The following is a 16,949-nucleotide window of genomic DNA, read 5'->3' on the forward strand; positions in this document are numbered from 1 at the left end:
AGCTTTCTCTAACGTTAGGGATATAATTGTTCCACTTTCCAATTGCTTTTCTCAACAAGAGTATATCTAAATCTAGTGTGTCTCCTATATTCACCTTCTTGCCAAAATTCAATTACCTTTGGGATTACGCAAAATCCCACCCAAAAGTCAGGACGAGAAACTTGTATATTGTGAAATTCTTTCTCTTTCAATTCTATAGCCTGCTCAAAATCTTGCCAATTTTTCAGAACTCTTGATTGTTTTGAGCACCACGCGCTAATTTGACTATCACGTGCTCGAGAGGAGAAATATTCGTCAGCCTTTTTGCCGCTTAGAAGCCTAACTTCTCCTTCAATTCGTACTTGTCTAGAAAATTCTGTCCAATGAAATACGAGTGCAGCTTTGGGATTCTCAGTCAATTCTTTTCCTTTTCTACTGTTTACGTTAGTAAAGAACACAAAACCTTCTTTACTATATTCCTTTAGTAATACCACTCTTGCAGATGGAATGCAGTCTTTGCTACACGTTGCTAGCGTCATTGCAGTTGACTCTTTACACGGAAAATTAAGTACTTCTTGATACCACTTTGAGAACAAATCAAAAGGATCTTTTTCAGGTAAGAGTGTCATATGCAAAAATAAAATTTAATTCTGACATGCATTGCAAAAATAAGTGCTACGACCATTTTGTCGTATAAGTGTTATGATATTGTTGCAGATTCTGCAAGGTTTTTGCACTTTACCATATACGTAAAAGTTATTTTGAAAGTATCCAGCAGATCCAGATGGCTGTGCATAATCTTTCAGTGTTGAACCACCAGCAGCAATTGCATCACTCAGAGTATTTTTTATTTCGATAGCAAGTTTTTCGCACTCTATATATGTTAAATCTTGTGCTAGCCTAAGTGGTGATATGCGAGCTCTAAATAAGCTCTCAGAAGCATATATGTTACCTACGCCAACTATTAGCTTATTATTCATTAATACTGATTTGATATTTGCTTTTCTGTTCTTTAGCAACTTCTGTAAATAATGTCCGTCAAATTCATCTGTGAGGGGTTCTATTCCTAGGTTATTAAAAAAATTTAGTTCTTGCTCTCTGTTTAAAACAATCACTAATCCAAACCTTCTTGGGTCATTAAAGATTAGTGAAGTGTTGTCAGAAAATAAGAATATCACATGATCATGTTTGTTCTGTGCTTGATTGTCTTCAGCATATATAAGCTTTCCGCTCATGCCAAGGTGTATGATTACAGCCATACTAGCATCTATATTCGAGATTATATATTTACCTCTACGCTTGATATCATTTATAACTTTGCCCTTTAGCAAATCATCAATATTCTTCGTTATTGGTACACGCAAATTACAATTATTGACTGTCACATTGCTTATTTTCTTATTTTTGATTTTATCAAATAAGAAGTTAGAGATTACTTCCACTTCTGGGAGTTCTGGCATCTTGTCTACTCTGTTGCTGTTTTTTTCTTTTTAGAATATTTTGCTTTAAAGCTTTTGCCAATCTTTTTCTCTCTTCTTCTTTTTCCTTATTTTTTTTCATGTTATTCATTATCATAATACGTGAACTTGCCGTTGTAGCTCAGGTGGTAGAGTACGTCATTGGTAATGACGAGGTCCCAAGTTCGAATCTTGGTAACGGCAGTTTAGAGGACGATATTCATAAAGTCAATCCTCTAGATGCTAATTAGATTATAGAAAAACGTCTAGTAAATACCTTTTATACACTACCATTAAGCTGCTTTTTCAGTATTACTATTCAATAATACCTGCCGTAATTTTTCTTTATAAAATCCATGCATTAAAAGAAATTGTATAATCCTTTGCCAAAAATCCCTCACAATATACTGAAGGATTATTAAAACTTACGTTGGCAGGGTTAAACCTGTTACCATAACTTCCCCCACCACAAATATTTTCATAACAACACTGCTTACAATCATCAGGCCTATTTTCCATATCACTCAAAAAGTTGTTAAAAAATTTATCTGATAAGAACTTAGCCCAACTAGTATTGCTGATGTTATATTCAACAAACTTATGAGGGACACATATTCTCAAATCATCTAGTGGATCGAGATCACCATTATTGGAAACACATATTAACGGTAATACAAAAGGACTTCTTTTGCCAAATCCTTCAACTCTTGAATAATTACCGTAAAATAGCTCTAATGAAAAGTTATATAGAAATTTCTCTATCCTTTTTATGATAGTTCTCAGTCAGGTCTTCTTTTATCTTATCTGCCCAGCATATATTACCATGCCCTCCACCATCTCTATCAAACTGACAATGGCTATTGTGATTATTTCTACCATGAAAATTATCTGAAAGCTTTTCTATTCTTTTAAGTATGACACTACTACTAACTTGACCGATATTAGCGCTAAGAAGCTCTAATAATAAATCCACTTGTTTTTCTTTATTGTTTACCATAATTACTTTGCTTTAAAATAGCAAAGTCTAGGTTTACTATAGCTTTTGTCAAGCATTTATCTGAGCTATTTATATATTGGAATGCTACTCGTCATTTTATTTGCTTTCAAATGTATAACTTTCGGTATCTTGTTTTCAAGGACTTTTAACTTAATATTACCACTATTAAAGTCAATACTATAACACTTTAGTTCTTGACCATCCTTGAGTCCCATATTATGGCAATCACCACCTAATTTAACCCCACGTATCTTTTGTAGCTTTAGACTTCTGGTTAAGTTAAAGCATATATCACTATACTTATCAGTATCTTGGAAAGTTAAATTTTTATTTAGTAATCTGCTGGGTAGTAATTTGAGAAGTATGCTAGAATCTCTTATAGAGGCTATGATGTCTTTTATAAGGTACTCTGGTAAGTAATGTTTTAAATGACTTGCAAATAAGTCAACATTAAAATTAACTTTCTTTGAAGTTATTTCACTTATTATACTATTTATAGTAGTCAATAAGTTATACCTTCCATTACTAACCTCATTTAATTTCTCATCAATTATTGTTGCAAGGATAAAACCTTTGTTATAGCTTAGCATACTTATGCTTTGATCAAGTAAATGTTTTTGATTTATTTTTTCGAAATCAATATTAGGTATTAAAGAATTAAAATACTCTTTTAAAGTAATATTAATTATTTTTAAGTACTCATCTTTATCAATAAGTTTCGTGTCAAGTAAGGTTTTCACTCCATAAAATTCCGTAAATCCTTCAAAAAACCACTTATATTTTATTTCATTTTTCTTATCGCTGTCTTGCTCTATTATATGTCCTATATATCTGTGAATTAATTCATGTGATATCACTCTAGTATAATCTTTGATATTTTTTTTTAAGCTTCCCTCAATAATTACATAGTCCTTTCCTGCAGCACCTGTAGTTCTACTAAGATTGGGATTATCAACAAGTACTATATTATACGGCTTACTTTCTAGTATGAATAAGTTATCTTGAGCTAAGATAATTTTATTAATAATATTTACAAGACTGATACTATTATGAGCATTGGTATAAAGCTTATTTCTTTTATCAAGATCAAAACTTCTAAAATTGTCAGTTCTAATAATTTTTTCTATATTATCAAAAGGTTTTCTAAAAGGTAAAAAATCAGGTAAGTTTTTTAAATGTGATGAAGAGTTATCTAAAGCAATAGCAGAATGCATATACTGAATGTATATAAGGAAAAAACAAATAATATAATTTAATAGACTGTGTACATTTTTAAGCTTAATGTTTGCCATAAATAAAACAGGACATTGAAGAAGTGTAAGTAATTACGATTAAGCAAATATAATTTATTGCTAAGTAGGTGATAAGGATAATTTTAATTATCTCTTTAAAACTTTACTCTTCCCATATTATTGAACACCTTATAATAAAGGCTGAGAAAAAAGTTATAAAGGATCCATATTCTTATCATCATATATCAGCATTGCTACTATAGTAATAACACTAAGAATAACTATAAGTTTCTTTGAATGATAGTTGAAGCTTGATTGAAATTTTGAGGCTATAAAAACCGCAGGTACCAGTTGGTTTTTATTAGCTAAAGTAAAGGTCAAGTATCTGGAATTCTGAACATAAAATCCCCCTGTGAAAAAAAGATTAGAAAAAAATGCAGTGCACATACGACAGAAATTAAGTATGTGTGTATGCACCCACATACGCTGAAGAGGATACGCTACATTTTTTTATGAGTTTGATTGTTTAATAAAAAAAAGTCTGCAGACAAAGATAAATTTTTGAGCTCTAAAAGTATCTCTAATTGTCATTATAATCAGATTTAGAATATGCGGAAGTAATTTTTTAGCTATAAGAATATATTATAGAAAAAAGGAACCCAAAAGTTAGCGTTATTGGTAATCCAACTTGGTGTAACGGCACTGTAGACCTTACAATAAAGACTGAGAGGAAAGTTACAAAGGAAGATTATCATGCTTCTTCCATATTCTTTCTACTTTCTTGTTTTTAAGTAGCTCTAATGCTTTGTGAAAGTGATGCCTTGTTTTACTTGGCACTATAATGTCATCAATGTATCCATGTGATGCAGCAAAAAATGGATTAGCAAATTTCTCTTTATATTCTTTGATTAACGTTTGCTGTTCTTTTTCATGCCTAAATATAATTTCAACTGCACTTTCAGGGCCCATTACAGCTATCTCAGCGGTTGGCCAAGCATAATTTATATCACCTTTTAAATGCTTTGAGTTCATAACAATATATGCACCACCATACGCTTTTCTAGTGATAAGGCTAATTTTCGGCACGGTCGCTTCAGCGTAAGCGTAAAGCAGTTTCGCTCCGTGTTGTATTATATTATTGTATTCTTGATTCGTGCCAGGTAAAAACCCTGGAACATCAATAAGTGTGATGATGGGAATGTTAAATGCGTCACAAAATCTTACAAACCTTGCAGCTTTTCTTGAAGAGTCAATATCCAAGCATCCTGCAAGGTGCATAGGTTGATTTGCAACAACACCAATAGTATTTCCTCCAATTCTGCCAAAGCCAATTATGATGTTACGAGCAAAATCGGGTTTTAGTTCAAAAAATTTCCTTTCATCACACACCTTTTCAATGAGTTCATACATATCATAAGGAGTATTAGGATTACTAGGAACTAGAGTGTTCAAAGATTCATCAACATCATCAATTAAGTCGCAGATTGGTACAGTTTTTGGCAACTCTTGATTATTTGCTGGCAAAAAGGTGAAGAATTTTCGCATTTCTAGTAGCATTTCAACTTCATTATTGAATGCAAAATCTGCTACTCCTGTTTTGCTCGTATGAATTTTTGCTCCACCGAGATCTTCGTGGCTTACGTTCTCGTATGTAACTTTTTTCACTACATCTGGTCCGGTTATAAACATGTATGAGCTATTTTTTACCATGAAAATAAAATCGGTTAGCGCTGGAGAGTAAACTGCACCGCCAGCACATGGGCCCATGATTAGAGAGATTTGTGGTATAACGCCTGATGCATTTACATTCCTTTGAAAAATTTCTCCGTAACCAGCAAGGGAATTTACTCCTTCTTGGATTCTGGCTCCACCAGAATCGTTTAGTCCGATAATTGGAATTCTGGCATTAATTGCCATATCCATAATTTTGCATATTTTTTTTGCATGTGATGCACCAAGTGATCCACCAAAGACAGTGAAATCCTGAGAATAAACAAAAACTTTTCTGCCATAAATAGTACCATGGCCAATTACAACTCCATCACCTAAAAAATCAGCATTTTGCATGCCAAAATCAGTTGCGTGATGCTTCACAAACTTATCATACTCTTGAAATGAATTTTCATCGAGCAATATACTCAGCCTTTCTCTAGCGGTTAGCTTTCCTTTTTCATGTTGCTTGTTAACTCTATCAGGACCTCCTCCTTTTTCGGCTTCTAATATTTTGATCTTTAGAGTTTCTAGTATTTCAGAGTCTTGCATGTAGTAAAATAACTTTCAAATTGGTTGTAAACTTTATTGAGCTTACAAATCCTATTGATTATACACATACACCGTTGCTGCATGCAACGGTGTATGTGTACGATAATTAATGCGCTAGCAATTTCTATTTAATATTTTGAGAATGCTGAGACTCACTAACATTCTGTGCACTTGCACTTGTTACACCTGTTGATGGATTAATTGTTATAACTTCTCTTTCAATTCCTTGTAAGTTTGAAGCCAATGAGACCAATTTTGCTAGAGTCATGTCATTATATTTATCCATCTTCTTATTCTCATAATAGCCAATTTTTATTTTTACAGCTTTGTTTTCCTCGAAGTCCTTAGGACTTATATTATCACTTAAATCAGTACAAAATACGTTACCATTTTCACTAATATTTAAAGCAATACTGCAATCTCTATCACCCACTTTCCAGTTAAATTTAATTATACAAGACTCATTTAGTATTTGATAAAGCCTTACACCATCATCACTTTGTGAAACACGCACCAACCTTTTATCTTCTGGAGATACCAATGTAAAAGCTCCAATTTTTGGATTACTATCCTTTAAGGCTTTACCAGGAAATGAGTTATCAAATTTTAACTCACCTCTGCCTTCTTTTAACGATACCCATGCAGTAAATGATTTATCTTCTTTTCCTCTCAACCTCACATCTACAGAATCATTACCTGTATATTCAGCAATTCCTTTTCGAATTACACTCAGAAATTTCTTAATTTCTTCATCATTGTCACTCAAAAAAAGCTCCTTATTTTCATGTGACCGGGATGGATCATTGAGATTCTCCAATGCTTTAGCTAAAGTTATATAGTTATATATACGTGTCCTGTTGTTATAAGGTGTCCCTAATTTATAAATTTTAGGAGTTAATTGAGCAACTTGATCGAAATTCATTATTAAAGTTTCATTTGCATTATGCATAGCGCCTCCAATTCTACATAATAAACTTAAGATAAAATATCCTAATTTTAGGATAGGTATATAATCTATCAAGTCAATAGTTAAAATGAAAAATTTTGATTATAATTTACTATGTATAAAATACGCTCTTAAACTATGCTGAAAATAGTAATAATAGGCCTTCCAAATGCAGGCAAGTCAACTCTATTTAATAGGCTAGTAAGAAGAAAAGCAGCGGTAGTTAGTGACATTCCAGGAGTAACGAGAGATAGGCGTGAAGGAATTGGAAGAATTAGTGATTTAGAGTTTAAAGTTATAGATACAGGAGGATGGAATGACCAAACCAGTTTTTCACTACAAGTTATTGAACAAATAGAGTTTTCTTTATTAAGCGCAGATGTAATTTTTTTTCTTGTTGATGCAAAAGTGCAAAACGAGCAGAACAAAGAGTTTGCAAAGTGGCTGAAGAGAAAAACGAACAAACCTGTAATACTAATAGCAAACAAATGCGAAAGTCATAAATCGGAAAATGTTGATTATTTGCAGTTCTTCAACTTCATAGGTCCGGTGTATATCTCAGCCGAACATAATCTTGGTATGATTGATCTTTATGATGTATTAGCTGGTGTTATTGAAGATTTTAACAAAAAAACTGAGCTGCCTGAAAGTGAGTCCATTAGACTGAGGATTGCAATCATCGGTCGCCCAAACGTTGGAAAATCAACTTTTTTAAACAGTTTACTTGCAGAAAATAGACTAATAGTAAGCTCAAAACCTGGTACCACGCGTGACTCTGTGGATATTTCATACGACCATAATGGGAAATTAATCACTCTCATCGATACTGCGGGAATCCGCAGAAAGGCAAATGTTGTTGATAACTTAGAATCAAGATTTGTTGAAAAAAGTATAGAGTCAATAAAGCGCTCTCATGTAGTGATTTTAATGCTAGATTCCTTGCTTGGCGTTGAGCAGCAGGATTTATCAATTGCTGAAGCTGCAATTAAAGGGGGGAAGGGAATTATCATTGTTTTAAATAAGTGGGATTTAATAGGTAAGGATGACAGAAGTAAGTTAATAAAATTTGTCAAACAACAGGAAGTGACTCGGTTATTTTTGGAAGTGCCAACTGTAACAATTTCTGCATTGAAAGGTATGCGCTGTGGTGATGTGATAGATAAGTGTCTTGAAGTGAGTGAATCCTTAAACAAGAAGATCAGCACTGCAAAACTGAATAATTGGCTAATAGATGCTGTGGAAAAACATTCTCACCCACTTATAAAAGGTAGAGAGATTAAAATGAAGTATATTGCTCAAATTGGCACCAAACCTCCAGCTTTTTCTTTGGTATGCAACGTCCCGGAAAGTGTTGATGAGAGTTATAAACGTTATTTGACTAATGGGCTTAGAAAAAACTTCTTTGTTGAAGGCGTACCAGTCAGATTGCTTTTGAAAAAGAATAAGAATCCCTATGTAAAGTAGGTAATCTTGTTTTATTAATAATATAGTTTTTTATCTTATTAATATTCTTAATAAGTAAATAATATTACTTAAATAAGTAGTTGATAAATTAATATTATATAGTAAAGTATTAACTTGTTTAGTACTTTTGCTATGAATTATAAAGGACAAGATTTAAGGCCTGGATCTCCACATACTTTCACGGTTGATACACCTTTAGTATTTCAGTGGCTTCCAAGGCAATATGGATACCTGATTCCAGAAAAATATTTGGAGAGATTGAGCGAATGGGCAAAAAGAGAAGATACGCGTGTAGTGAAGTTAGTAATAAATGGATCTGGTTTTACTCCTACGCAACGTAAAGAGTTGGAGAATAAAATATCAAACAGAAAATTTAACCCAAACAAAAATATAGAACTTATAGATTTTAATGAGCTGGATTTAGGAGAGTATGAATTCAGCTTTCACTTACAACCAAATAAGAAAACAGAACTATCTAAATGTCCTTTATACAATGTATCTCAATATTTCAAAGATCTATACTCTATTCCAGAAAGTAAAAGATTATCTTTTGGTGTTGAGATAGACAGTATGCGTATATTTATGTTGTTAGCACTGAAGTCTCCTATGATCTATTTTGATTTTGATATCTTACCTAAAGAAGATAAGAAAGTTGGTGAGATTCAGGCTGTGCATGGCTTTTTGGTTGCTGAAAATGACAGAAAAGGTTATGACTATGATGGTATAGCAAGTATTGAAAATGCTATCATTGCTCTAAGCGATGCTGGTAGAGTAAAAATTATGGAAATTTACAATGAAGTAAAGAATAAGTTTCAAAAAGATTATCCTTTGTTTAAGTTATCAGAACATGAGATTTACAAAATTATGGAAGAGATAGTATATTTCACTCTTTCTAATGACGTTCTTCTTCTTATATCTAGCTATCAAGATTCTAACAAACGTTACAATAGACGTTTGGAAGAAGCAAGATTGCTTATGCAAGAAACATTTGGGTTTAAAACAAATGGAGGAGAAGTTGATATTCAATATGACAATAGCTGGACGAAAAACAAGGATGAATTGTATACTAAAGAAGAGATTGCAAAAATAGATAGTGATACTAGAGTTGCAACTGATATGAAAGGGCTGATTACTGAACCAATATACAACGGCGAGCATATGTATAGGGTGTAAAAGTGGTAACATAGTACTTAGTGTTCTATCGTTACATGAAACGTTGTCAAACAAGAGTTGACTCTTCACAGATATTGTAGTAATTCATTAACTATGTCAGATGTAAATAACAGTTCTATAATTTTTCTCTTATCAAGCGCTGTCGCTTTAATTTTTGCATATGTGCTAGAGTATTTTTTCAATATGATACCGTGTAAGTTATGTATATACGAGCGAGTAGCTTACTATGTTACAGGGCTACTTGCAGTTGCGTACATGTTCAAAGACAACAAAATCCTAATCTATGCGATGTTTTGCAGCTATCTCATTGGTGCAATAATATCTTTTTATCATGTAGGTCTTGAACTCCACTTATTTCATGATGTTTTAGGCTGTACAGAGCAAGCAAGTGGTAACGTTAGCATAGAAGAGCTAAGAAATAATCTATTAAACCCTAACTACTCTCCGTCTTGTGACAGACCTCATTATATTTTTGGTGTTTCGTTAGCAACATGGAATCTTATTTATCTTATAGTAGCCCTGTTTGTATCAGGTAGGATATATTGTAAAGAAAGAAATTTAAGGCACAATTGGTGCAAAAAGTAGCAAGAGTAGATGCTGCATTTGTACACCGCTTAGTTGTCACCCAGTTTCCGCAATTTAAAGATCTTGTCTATCTGCCAAATCGTGCCCGGTGGATGGGACAATAGAACATTTCGTCTGGGTGATCACATGCTTGTGCGTATGCCAAGCGCTGCAAAGTATGCAATGCAGGTGGAAAAGGAACAAAAGTGGTTACCCAGGTTGGCACCTTTACTGCCACTTTCAATTCCAAAGCCTTTGGCAATGGGAGAGTCGTGTGAGGGTTACCCGTGGCAATGGTCTATTTACCAATGGATTGATGGCAACACCGCTGCATCTGTGCACATAGCAGATCTGAATGACTTTGCAACCAGCCTTGCTCAATTTCTCGCTGCTTTACAACGCATAGATACTACAGATGGGCCTCTTCCCGGACCACATAATTTCTATCGTGGAGGGGTACTAACAACCTATAATGCTGAGACAAAGCAAGCAATTGCCGTTCTAAAAGATAGAATAGATGCCAATGCTGCAATCGAGCTCTGGGAAGCAGCGCTAGCAAGCGCTTGGAAAGGTTTGCCAGTGTGGGTCCATGGTGACGTTAGCGCTGGCAACCTATTGGTGCAAGAAGGAAAATTGAGTGCCGTCATTGATTTTGGAGGATTGGGGATCGGCGATCCCTCTTGCGATCTAATGATTGCTTGGACGCTGCTTAGAGGAGAAAGCCGAAAAATCTTCCGTGCAATGCTTCCGTTGGATGCTAGCACTTGGACTCGTGGCCGTGCCTGGGCTTTATGGAAGGCTCTTGCTGATATTACCACAAACACGAACGCTGTCGAAGCTTGGCACACTATTAATGAAGTGTTTAGAGATTATAAACGCAATTCATAAAGTATATTTGTATGAACATTGTGATTTGAGAGCAATCTCCACTAGAAAGGATGTAATCTCAGTATTGAAATCCAGTTTTTTTATCAAAAAATTTTTTGTATAAGGAAGGTATCATACTAGTCACAGCTGTACGAACATTGTGATTTGGGCTAAAAAGATGCGAGTAGCCCCTTCGGTGTCATCTTATGTTTTTGTCATCCCAGTGCCCAGATACTGGGATCCAGAACAGGTAATAAGAAGTGCTGGAATGACATCCTGAAATTTTAGCTACAAATATTAAGAAATTTACCAAATAGAAAAAAGGCAAAAGAATCCCCCAGTAGTGAGTTTTAATAATGTAAATTGATAATGTGCTAACAAGCGTGTTTTGGCTGAAGTAGAAAAAATTTAAAAAACATGTAGCCGCTATAATTTTTATGTAATCTGCCAATAAATATCTGAGTTTTGTTGTTAAACCCGCGGAGATTAAAAATAAGGATAAATACTCTTATTGATATAAGAAGAAAAGTGGGAAGGTTTGTCAAGCCGCTTCTATGCACCTGAGCATTGATCATACGGGTTCCATCTGTTATATATAGTCTTTTGCATACGAAGAAAACTGATGAATGAGTATGATATTACAGTTATAGGCAGCGGTCCTGGTGGTTATATAGCAGCAATTAGAGCGGCGCAGCTTGGACTTAAAACTGCAATTGTTGAAAAGGAGGAAAATTTGGGTGGTATATGCTTAAATTGGGGATGTATACCAACAAAATCGCTACTTAGAGCATCTGAAATTTATAGATTAATAAGAAGATCAGAAGAATTTGGCATAAAAGTAAAGGATGCAAGTTTTAATATACAATCAATGGTGAAATATTCAAGGAACGTTGTTGGCAAGCTATCAAGTGGTGTTGAGTATTTGATGAAAAAAAATAACATCAAAGTCCATCAAGGCTTCGGTAAACTTGCAGGTAATCGTACTATAAAAATTCTTAATGACAAAAAGGAGGAGGAAATTTCTTCCAAGCATATCATTTTAGCAACAGGTGTAAGGGCAAGAAATCTTCCTGGAATCGAAGTAGATGGAGATTTAATATGGAATGCGCAGCACGCTATGACTCCAAAGAAGTTACCAAAATCTCTACTAATCATAGGTTCTGGTGCGATAGGAATAGAGTTTGCAAGTTTTTATAGTACTTTGGGAGTTGATGTAACAATTATAGAAGTAAAAGACACTATTTTGCCGCTGGAAGATAAAGATATTTCAAATTTAGCACAAGAAATATTCACAAAACAAAGGATAAAAATATATACAAACAGTAGCGTAAAAGCTTTGACTAAAAATAAAGACTTTGCTCAAGTGTTACTAAGTAGTGGTGAGAGCAAAGAATTTGATAGGGTGATTGTTGCAGTTGGCGTGCAAGCAAACACTGAAAATATAGGTTTAGAAAATACAAAAATTAAGTTGAGTCCTTCTGGTTTCATTGAAACGAATGAGTGGTATGAAACAAGTGAATCAAGTGTGTATGCAATAGGTGATGTAGCTGGTCCCCCATGTTTAGCGCATAAAGCAAGTCATGAAGCTGTAATCTGTGTTGAGAAAATTGCCGGTAAAAATGCTCATAAGTTAAAAAAAGAGTGCATACCAAATTGCACTTACTCTCATCCGCAAGTAGCAAGCGTTGGCCTTACTGAGGAACAGGCAATAAAAAGTGGATACGATATAAAAGTAGGAAAATTTCACTCCAACTTTAATGGTAAATCTATTGCACTAAGTGAAACTGAAGGTTTAGTGAAAACAATTATAGACAAAAAAACAGGCGAACTTCTTGGAGCTCACATGATAGGAGCGGAAGTAACAGAGTTAATTAGCAATTTCGCTCTTGCAAAGCAACTAGAGGGAACAGACTGCGACATAAAATCTACGATTTTTCCTCATCCAACTATTTCGGAAATTATACACGAATCAGTACTTGCTGCAGATGATGAATCGTTAAATAGTTAAGCTAACGATCCATTGTTTTAGAGCTACAATTATCCTGATTAGGCGATTCAATTCTAATAGATTGATTACCAATATCAGATTTTTCTAACTTTTCTTTTAACCCTTCAGCTGCTTCTTTCACTTCAAGCTTTTTTTCCTGATTAAGATCCTCTGGGCTTTTTCTTTTACTGTCTAAACCTTGTTGTCTATCAATATTTTTATTGAGTTGTTCTTGCTGAGGTAGATCAACAACTGAGTTAAAAAGAGCTTTTATTATGTTTTTTAATAAACCTCCGCTTCTGCTTTGCTCTTGAGGCTTATTTTTTACGTTAGATTCTTTTTTACTGTCACTATTTTTAGGCATTTTTAACTCAACTATCATAAAGCTTGATAAAATTTTACATGCAAAGTATTAAAAAATAATTAACAATCTATTATCAAATTACTACTTACAGATGACTATTATTCTAGCAACAGGCGGTACAGGTGGGCATGTTTTTCCAGCTATAACCTTAGCAAAAGCACTAAAGGTACAAGGGCACAATTGTATATTATTCAATGATCAAAAAACCATCAATATAGAAAGTTATATTTTACCATTGTGCAAGCCAAGTGGCAACAAATTGAAGTTTCTCTTTTTGTTAATGTATAGTTGTGTATTAGCACTGTATCAAACGAGAAAATTAAAACCAAAGCTAATCATTGGTTTTGGTAGCTACGCTTCTTTTCCAACTCTTCTTGCAGCAAAGATTCTTTCTATACCTATAGTTTTACATGAACAAAACACAGTTTTAGGGAGAGTAAATAGATTCTTTTTCAAGAGTGCAAAATTAATTGCAACTAGCTTTCCAGAGACTAAGTATGCAGAAGGTAGTAAATGCGTTTTTACAGGAAATTTTGTCGATATAGAAGCACAAGGCTATTCTAGAGCTGAAACAGTTTTAAACGTGTTAATAATAGCAGGCAGTCAGGGTGCAAATTTTTTTGATGATGTAGTGAGCAGCGTAATTTGTGATCTACCTGTTGAAGTAAAAGAGAGGATTAGAGTAACGCAGCAATGTACGAAGAAAAATATAAACAAGGTCAAGAGTCTATACAAAAGTGAAGGAATTGATTGTGAGTTAAGTGAGTTTTTCGATGATATGGAAAATAAACTGGCCAATGCTCATTTGGTAATTAGCAGAGCGGGGGCAACTTCAATAGCAGAGATTACTCTTGCTGAGCGTCCTGCTGTATATATTCCTTATCCTCACTCAAAAGATAACCATCAATTTTATAATGCAAAACATATTGAAGATTCGGGAGCAGCTGTAATGGTTGAGCAAAATAGTAACGCGAAAAAGAATCTAGGAGAGTTGCTAGTTGATTTATTGCAAAATTGTCAAAAATTGCGTGATATGGCTAATAATACTAAGAAAACAAGAATAAGGAATGGAGTTACTGAATTTATTAAGGCAATAGCTCAAGAACTTAGTTGACGAATTGCTTTTTCTTCAAATGCATCCCATAGTTCTTTTTCTAGTGATTTACTATACAACTTATTGATATAAACTACTCCCGTAGGCGAAGTTGTGTTAATTTCAAGAAGGAAGTCATCTATAATATCAATACCAACAAATATTAGCCCTCTTTTCTTTAGCTCAGGACCGATTTTATTACATATTTCAGTGTCTCTATCATTCATTTCAATAGATTCAAAACTTGCTCCAAGCCTCATATTTGTTCTGATTTCTCCGCTAGACTTTGGAACTCGCTTCATTACTCCTATTGGCTTTCCATCCAGTAGCAGTATTCTTTTATCTGTATTTATCTTTTTACAAAATGCTTGTGCAATTACAGGACATTCATATTTTGCAATCATGAGATCGACTACCACTTGAATGCTATTTTGGTCTTGTATTCTTATTACGTCATTTCCTCCATAGCTATATAGTGGTTTCAAGATGATATCTTGATAGTCGTGACAAAAATTTCTAATCATCGATATATTTTCAGTGATCAAAGTTGGAGGAATTAGCTCTAGAAATAGTGAAGTAATTAATTTTTCAGGACAGTTTCTTATTTCTGTTGGATTATTTATTACTAACGCAGTAGTCTTTTCTAAGATATAGGTTGTTGTAATGTACCGCATATCAAAAGGTGGGTCCTGCCTGATAAGTATGATATCCATTTCATTCAAATCTATAGTTACATCTTCTTTAGAAGTAAAACCAAAATCATCAACGCTGACTTTCTGAGCAAGAGCAATTGACTGATTTAACTTGAGTGCTAGATTATTAGGAACATAGACAAAAATTTCGTGCTTTCTCCTCTGCGCTTCTTTTATTAATGCAAATGTAGTATCAGTTTCAAAATTTATATTTTCATCCATTTGAAAAGCTACTTTCATTTATCCTCCCTTCCTATTACAATATACTATAGTACCATAAAAGTGTTAATAATGGAGCAAAGTATGGAATTAACAGTAGGAAATAATGCACCTGATTTTAGTTTGCCAACAGATTCTGGCGAAATTTTATCGCTGAGTGAATTTTTTGATAAAAAAAATGTAGTCCTTTATTTTTATCCTAAAGACGATACTCCGGGCTGTACAATGGAGGCAAAAGGCTTTAGAGACAAAATAGAAAATTTCTCTTCTCTTGACACAGTGATAATTGGTGTATCAAAAGATAGCGTTAAGTGCCACGCTAACTTCAAAGCAAAATATTCTTTGCCATTTTCTTTAGTTTCTGATGAAAATGCTGAAATGTTGGAAAAATATGGTGTTTGGGTAGAAAAAAGCATGTTTGGCAAAAAGTATATGGGAATAGAGCGCACTACTTTTTTAATAGATAAAAAAGGTAAAGTAGTGAAGATCTGGAAAAACGTAAAAGTTAGTGGACATGTTGATGAGGTTCTAGAAGAAGTAAGGAGAATATAAATTAAAGAATGACTACCCATTGCTATATAAAAAAACTGAAATTATATAACTTTCGTAGTCATTCAAACTTTGAACTGGATTTAGATGATAGACCAGTTGTAGTAACTGGCAAAAATGGTATTGGAAAAACTAATATACTTGAAGCAATCTCATTGCTTGCTAAAAGCAACGGAATGAAAAAAGCAAAAATCAATGAGATGCAAAATAGGCGCAGTAATGAAAGTTGGGTAGTGTATTATGATTTTTTCAATGGAGCAGAGCTTAACTCAATTGGTATAGGAAAGAATCTTAATAAGAAATTAATACAAATTGATGGGAAAACGCAGTCAAGCTACTCATCTTTGTATAGAATATCTAATGTAATATGGCTAATTCCACAAATGGACTATATTCTTCTTAATTCTCCAAGCGACAGGTTAAAATTTTTAGACCGTATAGTTTCACTATTTGAAGAAAATTACACCTATTGCTACATGAAATATAGAAAAGCTAAGCATGAGCGAAGTAAATTGCTTAGAGAGAATATTTTGGACGAAAGTTGGCTCTCTAGTCTTGAAAACGTCATGGCTACCAATGCAATTGATATTTTACGTATGCGATCATCTGTTTTAAAGATATTACAAGACACAATTGATAACCATTCTTGTGAGTTTTTTCCAAAGGCAAGTTTGAAATTTAGCAGTCAGCTAACTTTGAACGATACTGCAGAATATTTTCAGAATCGTCTAAAGGAAAACAGAGAAAAAGACTCATTAACTGGTAGAGTAACCTTTTCTGTACATAATGATAATTTTTGGGTTTTTTGCCAAAAAGGGGACATGCCAATAAATCTTTGTTCTACTGGAGAGCAAAAGCTATTACTGCTTTCTATCATCTTATCTAGTGTAAAAGCAAGGTGTATTCATTACAATAAAGCACCTCTTCTTCTGCTTGACGATATAATGTCGCATCTGGATAAAGATTACAGAAAGGTGTTAATGGAGGAGGTGTTAAGCATTCAATGTCAAACTTGGATAACCGATGTAAATCAAGATAATTTCAATAACTATCTTTGCTCTTTCAAGTTTTTTGAATTATCAAGTAAATAAATTTCAAGCGTGC

At 33.7% G+C, this 16,949-nt stretch carries 18 protein-coding genes and 1 tRNA gene; 9 read left to right on the forward strand and 10 right to left on the reverse strand.

Annotation, left to right across the window (positions count from 1 at the left end; translation table 11 throughout):
- Positions 1–14: 14 nt before the first annotated feature.
- From pdxH to OOL05_RS05170, 3 genes are read right to left on the reverse strand one after another with little or no spacing between them, the layout of a single operon-like run.
- Complete coding sequence (pdxH, locus tag OOL05_RS05160) at positions 15–608, reverse strand: pyridoxamine 5'-phosphate oxidase (RefSeq protein ID WP_264375999.1); 594 nt, start codon at positions 606–608, stop codon at positions 15–17.
- A 15-nt stretch (positions 609–623) separates the two neighbouring features.
- Positions 624–1,439 (reverse strand): bifunctional DNA-formamidopyrimidine glycosylase/DNA-(apurinic or apyrimidinic site) lyase, encoded by an 816-nt coding sequence (gene mutM / locus OOL05_RS05165; protein ID WP_029237631.1) that lies wholly within the window; start codon positions 1,437–1,439, stop codon positions 624–626.
- On the reverse strand, positions 1,405–1,548 hold the full coding sequence (locus OOL05_RS05170; protein WP_164819321.1) for a hypothetical protein: 144 nt from the start codon (positions 1,546–1,548) through the stop codon (positions 1,405–1,407). Before OOL05_RS05170 ends, mutM begins: the two co-directional genes overlap by 35 nt.
- 19 nt (positions 1,549–1,567) lie before the next feature.
- On the opposite strand from OOL05_RS05170, the gene OOL05_RS05175 reads away from it, so the two are divergent.
- A tRNA-Thr gene (locus OOL05_RS05175) sits at positions 1,568–1,640 on the forward strand.
- A 141-nt stretch (positions 1,641–1,781) separates the two neighbouring features.
- On the opposite strand, the gene OOL05_RS05180 is transcribed toward OOL05_RS05175, so the two are convergent.
- From OOL05_RS05180 to OOL05_RS05200, 5 genes are all read right to left on the reverse strand, one after another.
- Positions 1,782–1,955, reverse strand: coding sequence for a hypothetical protein (locus tag OOL05_RS05180; RefSeq protein WP_264730077.1), 174 nt, complete (start codon positions 1,953–1,955; stop codon positions 1,782–1,784).
- A gap of 223 nt (positions 1,956–2,178) precedes the next feature.
- Entirely contained in the window at positions 2,179–2,433 is a 255-nt protein-coding gene (locus OOL05_RS05185; protein WP_019236861.1) for a hypothetical protein, read from the reverse strand.
- Positions 2,434–2,498: 65 nt separating this feature from the next.
- Entirely contained in the window at positions 2,499–3,725 is a 1,227-nt protein-coding gene (locus tag OOL05_RS05190; RefSeq protein ID WP_264730079.1) for a M61 family metallopeptidase, read from the reverse strand.
- A 675-nt stretch (positions 3,726–4,400) separates the two neighbouring features.
- Entirely contained in the window at positions 4,401–5,927 is a 1,527-nt protein-coding gene (locus tag OOL05_RS05195; protein ID WP_264376002.1) for an acyl-CoA carboxylase subunit beta, read from the reverse strand.
- Positions 5,928–6,051: 124 nt separating this feature from the next.
- Entirely contained in the window at positions 6,052–6,876 is an 825-nt protein-coding gene (locus OOL05_RS05200; protein WP_264730081.1) for a hypothetical protein, read from the reverse strand.
- 135 nt (positions 6,877–7,011) lie between these two features.
- Between OOL05_RS05200 and der the strand changes: the two genes are divergently transcribed.
- The 5 genes from der (at position 7,012) to lpdA (ending at position 12,949) form a co-directional block, all read left to right on the forward strand.
- The gene (gene der, locus OOL05_RS05205; RefSeq protein WP_264376004.1) at positions 7,012–8,337 is read left to right on the forward strand and encodes a ribosome biogenesis GTPase Der; all 1,326 of its coding nucleotides are present in this window, start codon (positions 7,012–7,014) and stop codon (positions 8,335–8,337) included.
- Between the two features lie 132 nt (positions 8,338–8,469).
- A complete protein-coding gene (locus tag OOL05_RS05210) occupies positions 8,470–9,510 on the forward strand; it encodes a hypothetical protein (RefSeq protein ID WP_264730083.1) in 1,041 nt (346 codons plus the stop codon).
- Between the two features lie 93 nt (positions 9,511–9,603).
- Positions 9,604–10,095, forward strand: coding sequence for a disulfide bond formation protein B (locus tag OOL05_RS05215; RefSeq protein ID WP_264730085.1), 492 nt, complete (start codon positions 9,604–9,606; stop codon positions 10,093–10,095).
- Positions 10,096–10,158: 63 nt separating this feature from the next.
- Positions 10,159–10,962: an aminoglycoside phosphotransferase family protein gene (locus tag OOL05_RS05220; protein ID WP_264730087.1), complete on the forward strand. Its 804-nt coding sequence runs from the start codon at positions 10,159–10,161 to the stop codon at positions 10,960–10,962.
- 601 nt (positions 10,963–11,563) lie between these two features.
- Positions 11,564–12,949: a dihydrolipoyl dehydrogenase gene (gene lpdA / locus OOL05_RS05225; protein ID WP_264730089.1), complete on the forward strand. Its 1,386-nt coding sequence runs from the start codon at positions 11,564–11,566 to the stop codon at positions 12,947–12,949.
- Position 12,950: 1 nt separating this feature from the next.
- Here the strand turns inward: lpdA and OOL05_RS05230 are convergent, their stop codons facing one another.
- The gene (locus OOL05_RS05230; protein ID WP_264376009.1) at positions 12,951–13,310 is read right to left on the reverse strand and encodes a hypothetical protein; all 360 of its coding nucleotides are present in this window, start codon (positions 13,308–13,310) and stop codon (positions 12,951–12,953) included.
- A 73-nt stretch (positions 13,311–13,383) separates the two neighbouring features.
- Here OOL05_RS05230 and OOL05_RS05235 point away from each other — a divergent pair, with 73 nt between their 5' ends.
- Positions 13,384–14,406, forward strand: coding sequence for a UDP-N-acetylglucosamine--N-acetylmuramyl-(pentapeptide) pyrophosphoryl-undecaprenol N-acetylglucosamine transferase (locus OOL05_RS05235; protein ID WP_010403780.1), 1,023 nt, complete (start codon positions 13,384–13,386; stop codon positions 14,404–14,406).
- Here OOL05_RS05235 and gshB read toward each other — a convergent pair.
- Positions 14,391–15,317, reverse strand: coding sequence for a glutathione synthase (gshB, locus tag OOL05_RS05240; RefSeq protein ID WP_007302296.1), 927 nt, complete (start codon positions 15,315–15,317; stop codon positions 14,391–14,393). The two genes, OOL05_RS05235 and gshB, sit on opposite strands and share 16 nt — an antisense overlap.
- Before the next feature lie 63 nt (positions 15,318–15,380).
- Here gshB and bcp point away from each other — a divergent pair, with 63 nt between their 5' ends.
- Together bcp and recF are read left to right on the forward strand one after the other, a co-directional pair.
- Entirely contained in the window at positions 15,381–15,848 is a 468-nt protein-coding gene (gene bcp / locus OOL05_RS05245; protein WP_010403789.1) for a thioredoxin-dependent thiol peroxidase, read from the forward strand.
- Between the two features lie 8 nt (positions 15,849–15,856).
- Complete coding sequence (recF, locus tag OOL05_RS05250) at positions 15,857–16,936, forward strand: DNA replication/repair protein RecF (RefSeq protein WP_007302298.1); 1,080 nt, start codon at positions 15,857–15,859, stop codon at positions 16,934–16,936.
- Positions 16,937–16,949: the final 13 nt, after the last annotated feature.

Origin of the sequence: Wolbachia endosymbiont (group B) of Episyrphus balteatus (assembly GCF_947250575.1) — a bacterium.
In the GTDB taxonomy this organism is placed as follows: domain Bacteria; phylum Pseudomonadota; class Alphaproteobacteria; order Rickettsiales; family Anaplasmataceae; genus Wolbachia.

Excerpts from the sequence above, each read along its gene's own strand:
- pdxH (WP_264375999.1), bottom strand. The coding sequence starts at position 608 with ATGACACTCTTACCTGAAAAAGATCCTTTTGATTTGTTCTCAAAGTGG.
- mutM (WP_029237631.1), bottom strand. The coding sequence starts at position 1,439 with ATGCCAGAACTCCCAGAAGTGGAAGTAATCTCTAACTTCTTATTTGAT.
- OOL05_RS05170 (WP_164819321.1), bottom strand. The coding sequence starts at position 1,548 with ATGAATAACATGAAAAAAAATAAGGAAAAAGAAGAAGAGAGAAAAAGA.
- OOL05_RS05180 (WP_264730077.1), bottom strand. The coding sequence starts at position 1,955 with ATGGAAAATAGGCCTGATGATTGTAAGCAGTGTTGTTATGAAAATATT.
- OOL05_RS05185 (WP_019236861.1), bottom strand. The coding sequence starts at position 2,433 with ATGGTAAACAATAAAGAAAAACAAGTGGATTTATTATTAGAGCTTCTT.
- OOL05_RS05190 (WP_264730079.1), bottom strand. The coding sequence starts at position 3,725 with ATGGCAAACATTAAGCTTAAAAATGTACACAGTCTATTAAATTATATT.
- OOL05_RS05195 (WP_264376002.1), bottom strand. The coding sequence starts at position 5,927 with ATGCAAGACTCTGAAATACTAGAAACTCTAAAGATCAAAATATTAGAA.
- OOL05_RS05200 (WP_264730081.1), bottom strand. The coding sequence starts at position 6,876 with ATGCATAATGCAAATGAAACTTTAATAATGAATTTCGATCAAGTTGCT.
- der (WP_264376004.1), top strand. The coding sequence starts at position 7,012 with ATGCTGAAAATAGTAATAATAGGCCTTCCAAATGCAGGCAAGTCAACT.
- OOL05_RS05210 (WP_264730083.1), top strand. The coding sequence starts at position 8,470 with ATGAATTATAAAGGACAAGATTTAAGGCCTGGATCTCCACATACTTTC.
- OOL05_RS05215 (WP_264730085.1), top strand. The coding sequence starts at position 9,604 with ATGTCAGATGTAAATAACAGTTCTATAATTTTTCTCTTATCAAGCGCT.
- lpdA (WP_264730089.1), top strand. The coding sequence starts at position 11,564 with ATGAATGAGTATGATATTACAGTTATAGGCAGCGGTCCTGGTGGTTAT.
- OOL05_RS05230 (WP_264376009.1), bottom strand. The coding sequence starts at position 13,310 with ATGATAGTTGAGTTAAAAATGCCTAAAAATAGTGACAGTAAAAAAGAA.
- OOL05_RS05235 (WP_010403780.1), top strand. The coding sequence starts at position 13,384 with ATGACTATTATTCTAGCAACAGGCGGTACAGGTGGGCATGTTTTTCCA.
- gshB (WP_007302296.1), bottom strand. The coding sequence starts at position 15,317 with ATGAAAGTAGCTTTTCAAATGGATGAAAATATAAATTTTGAAACTGAT.
- bcp (WP_010403789.1), top strand. The coding sequence starts at position 15,381 with ATGGAATTAACAGTAGGAAATAATGCACCTGATTTTAGTTTGCCAACA.
- recF (WP_007302298.1), top strand. The coding sequence starts at position 15,857 with ATGACTACCCATTGCTATATAAAAAAACTGAAATTATATAACTTTCGT.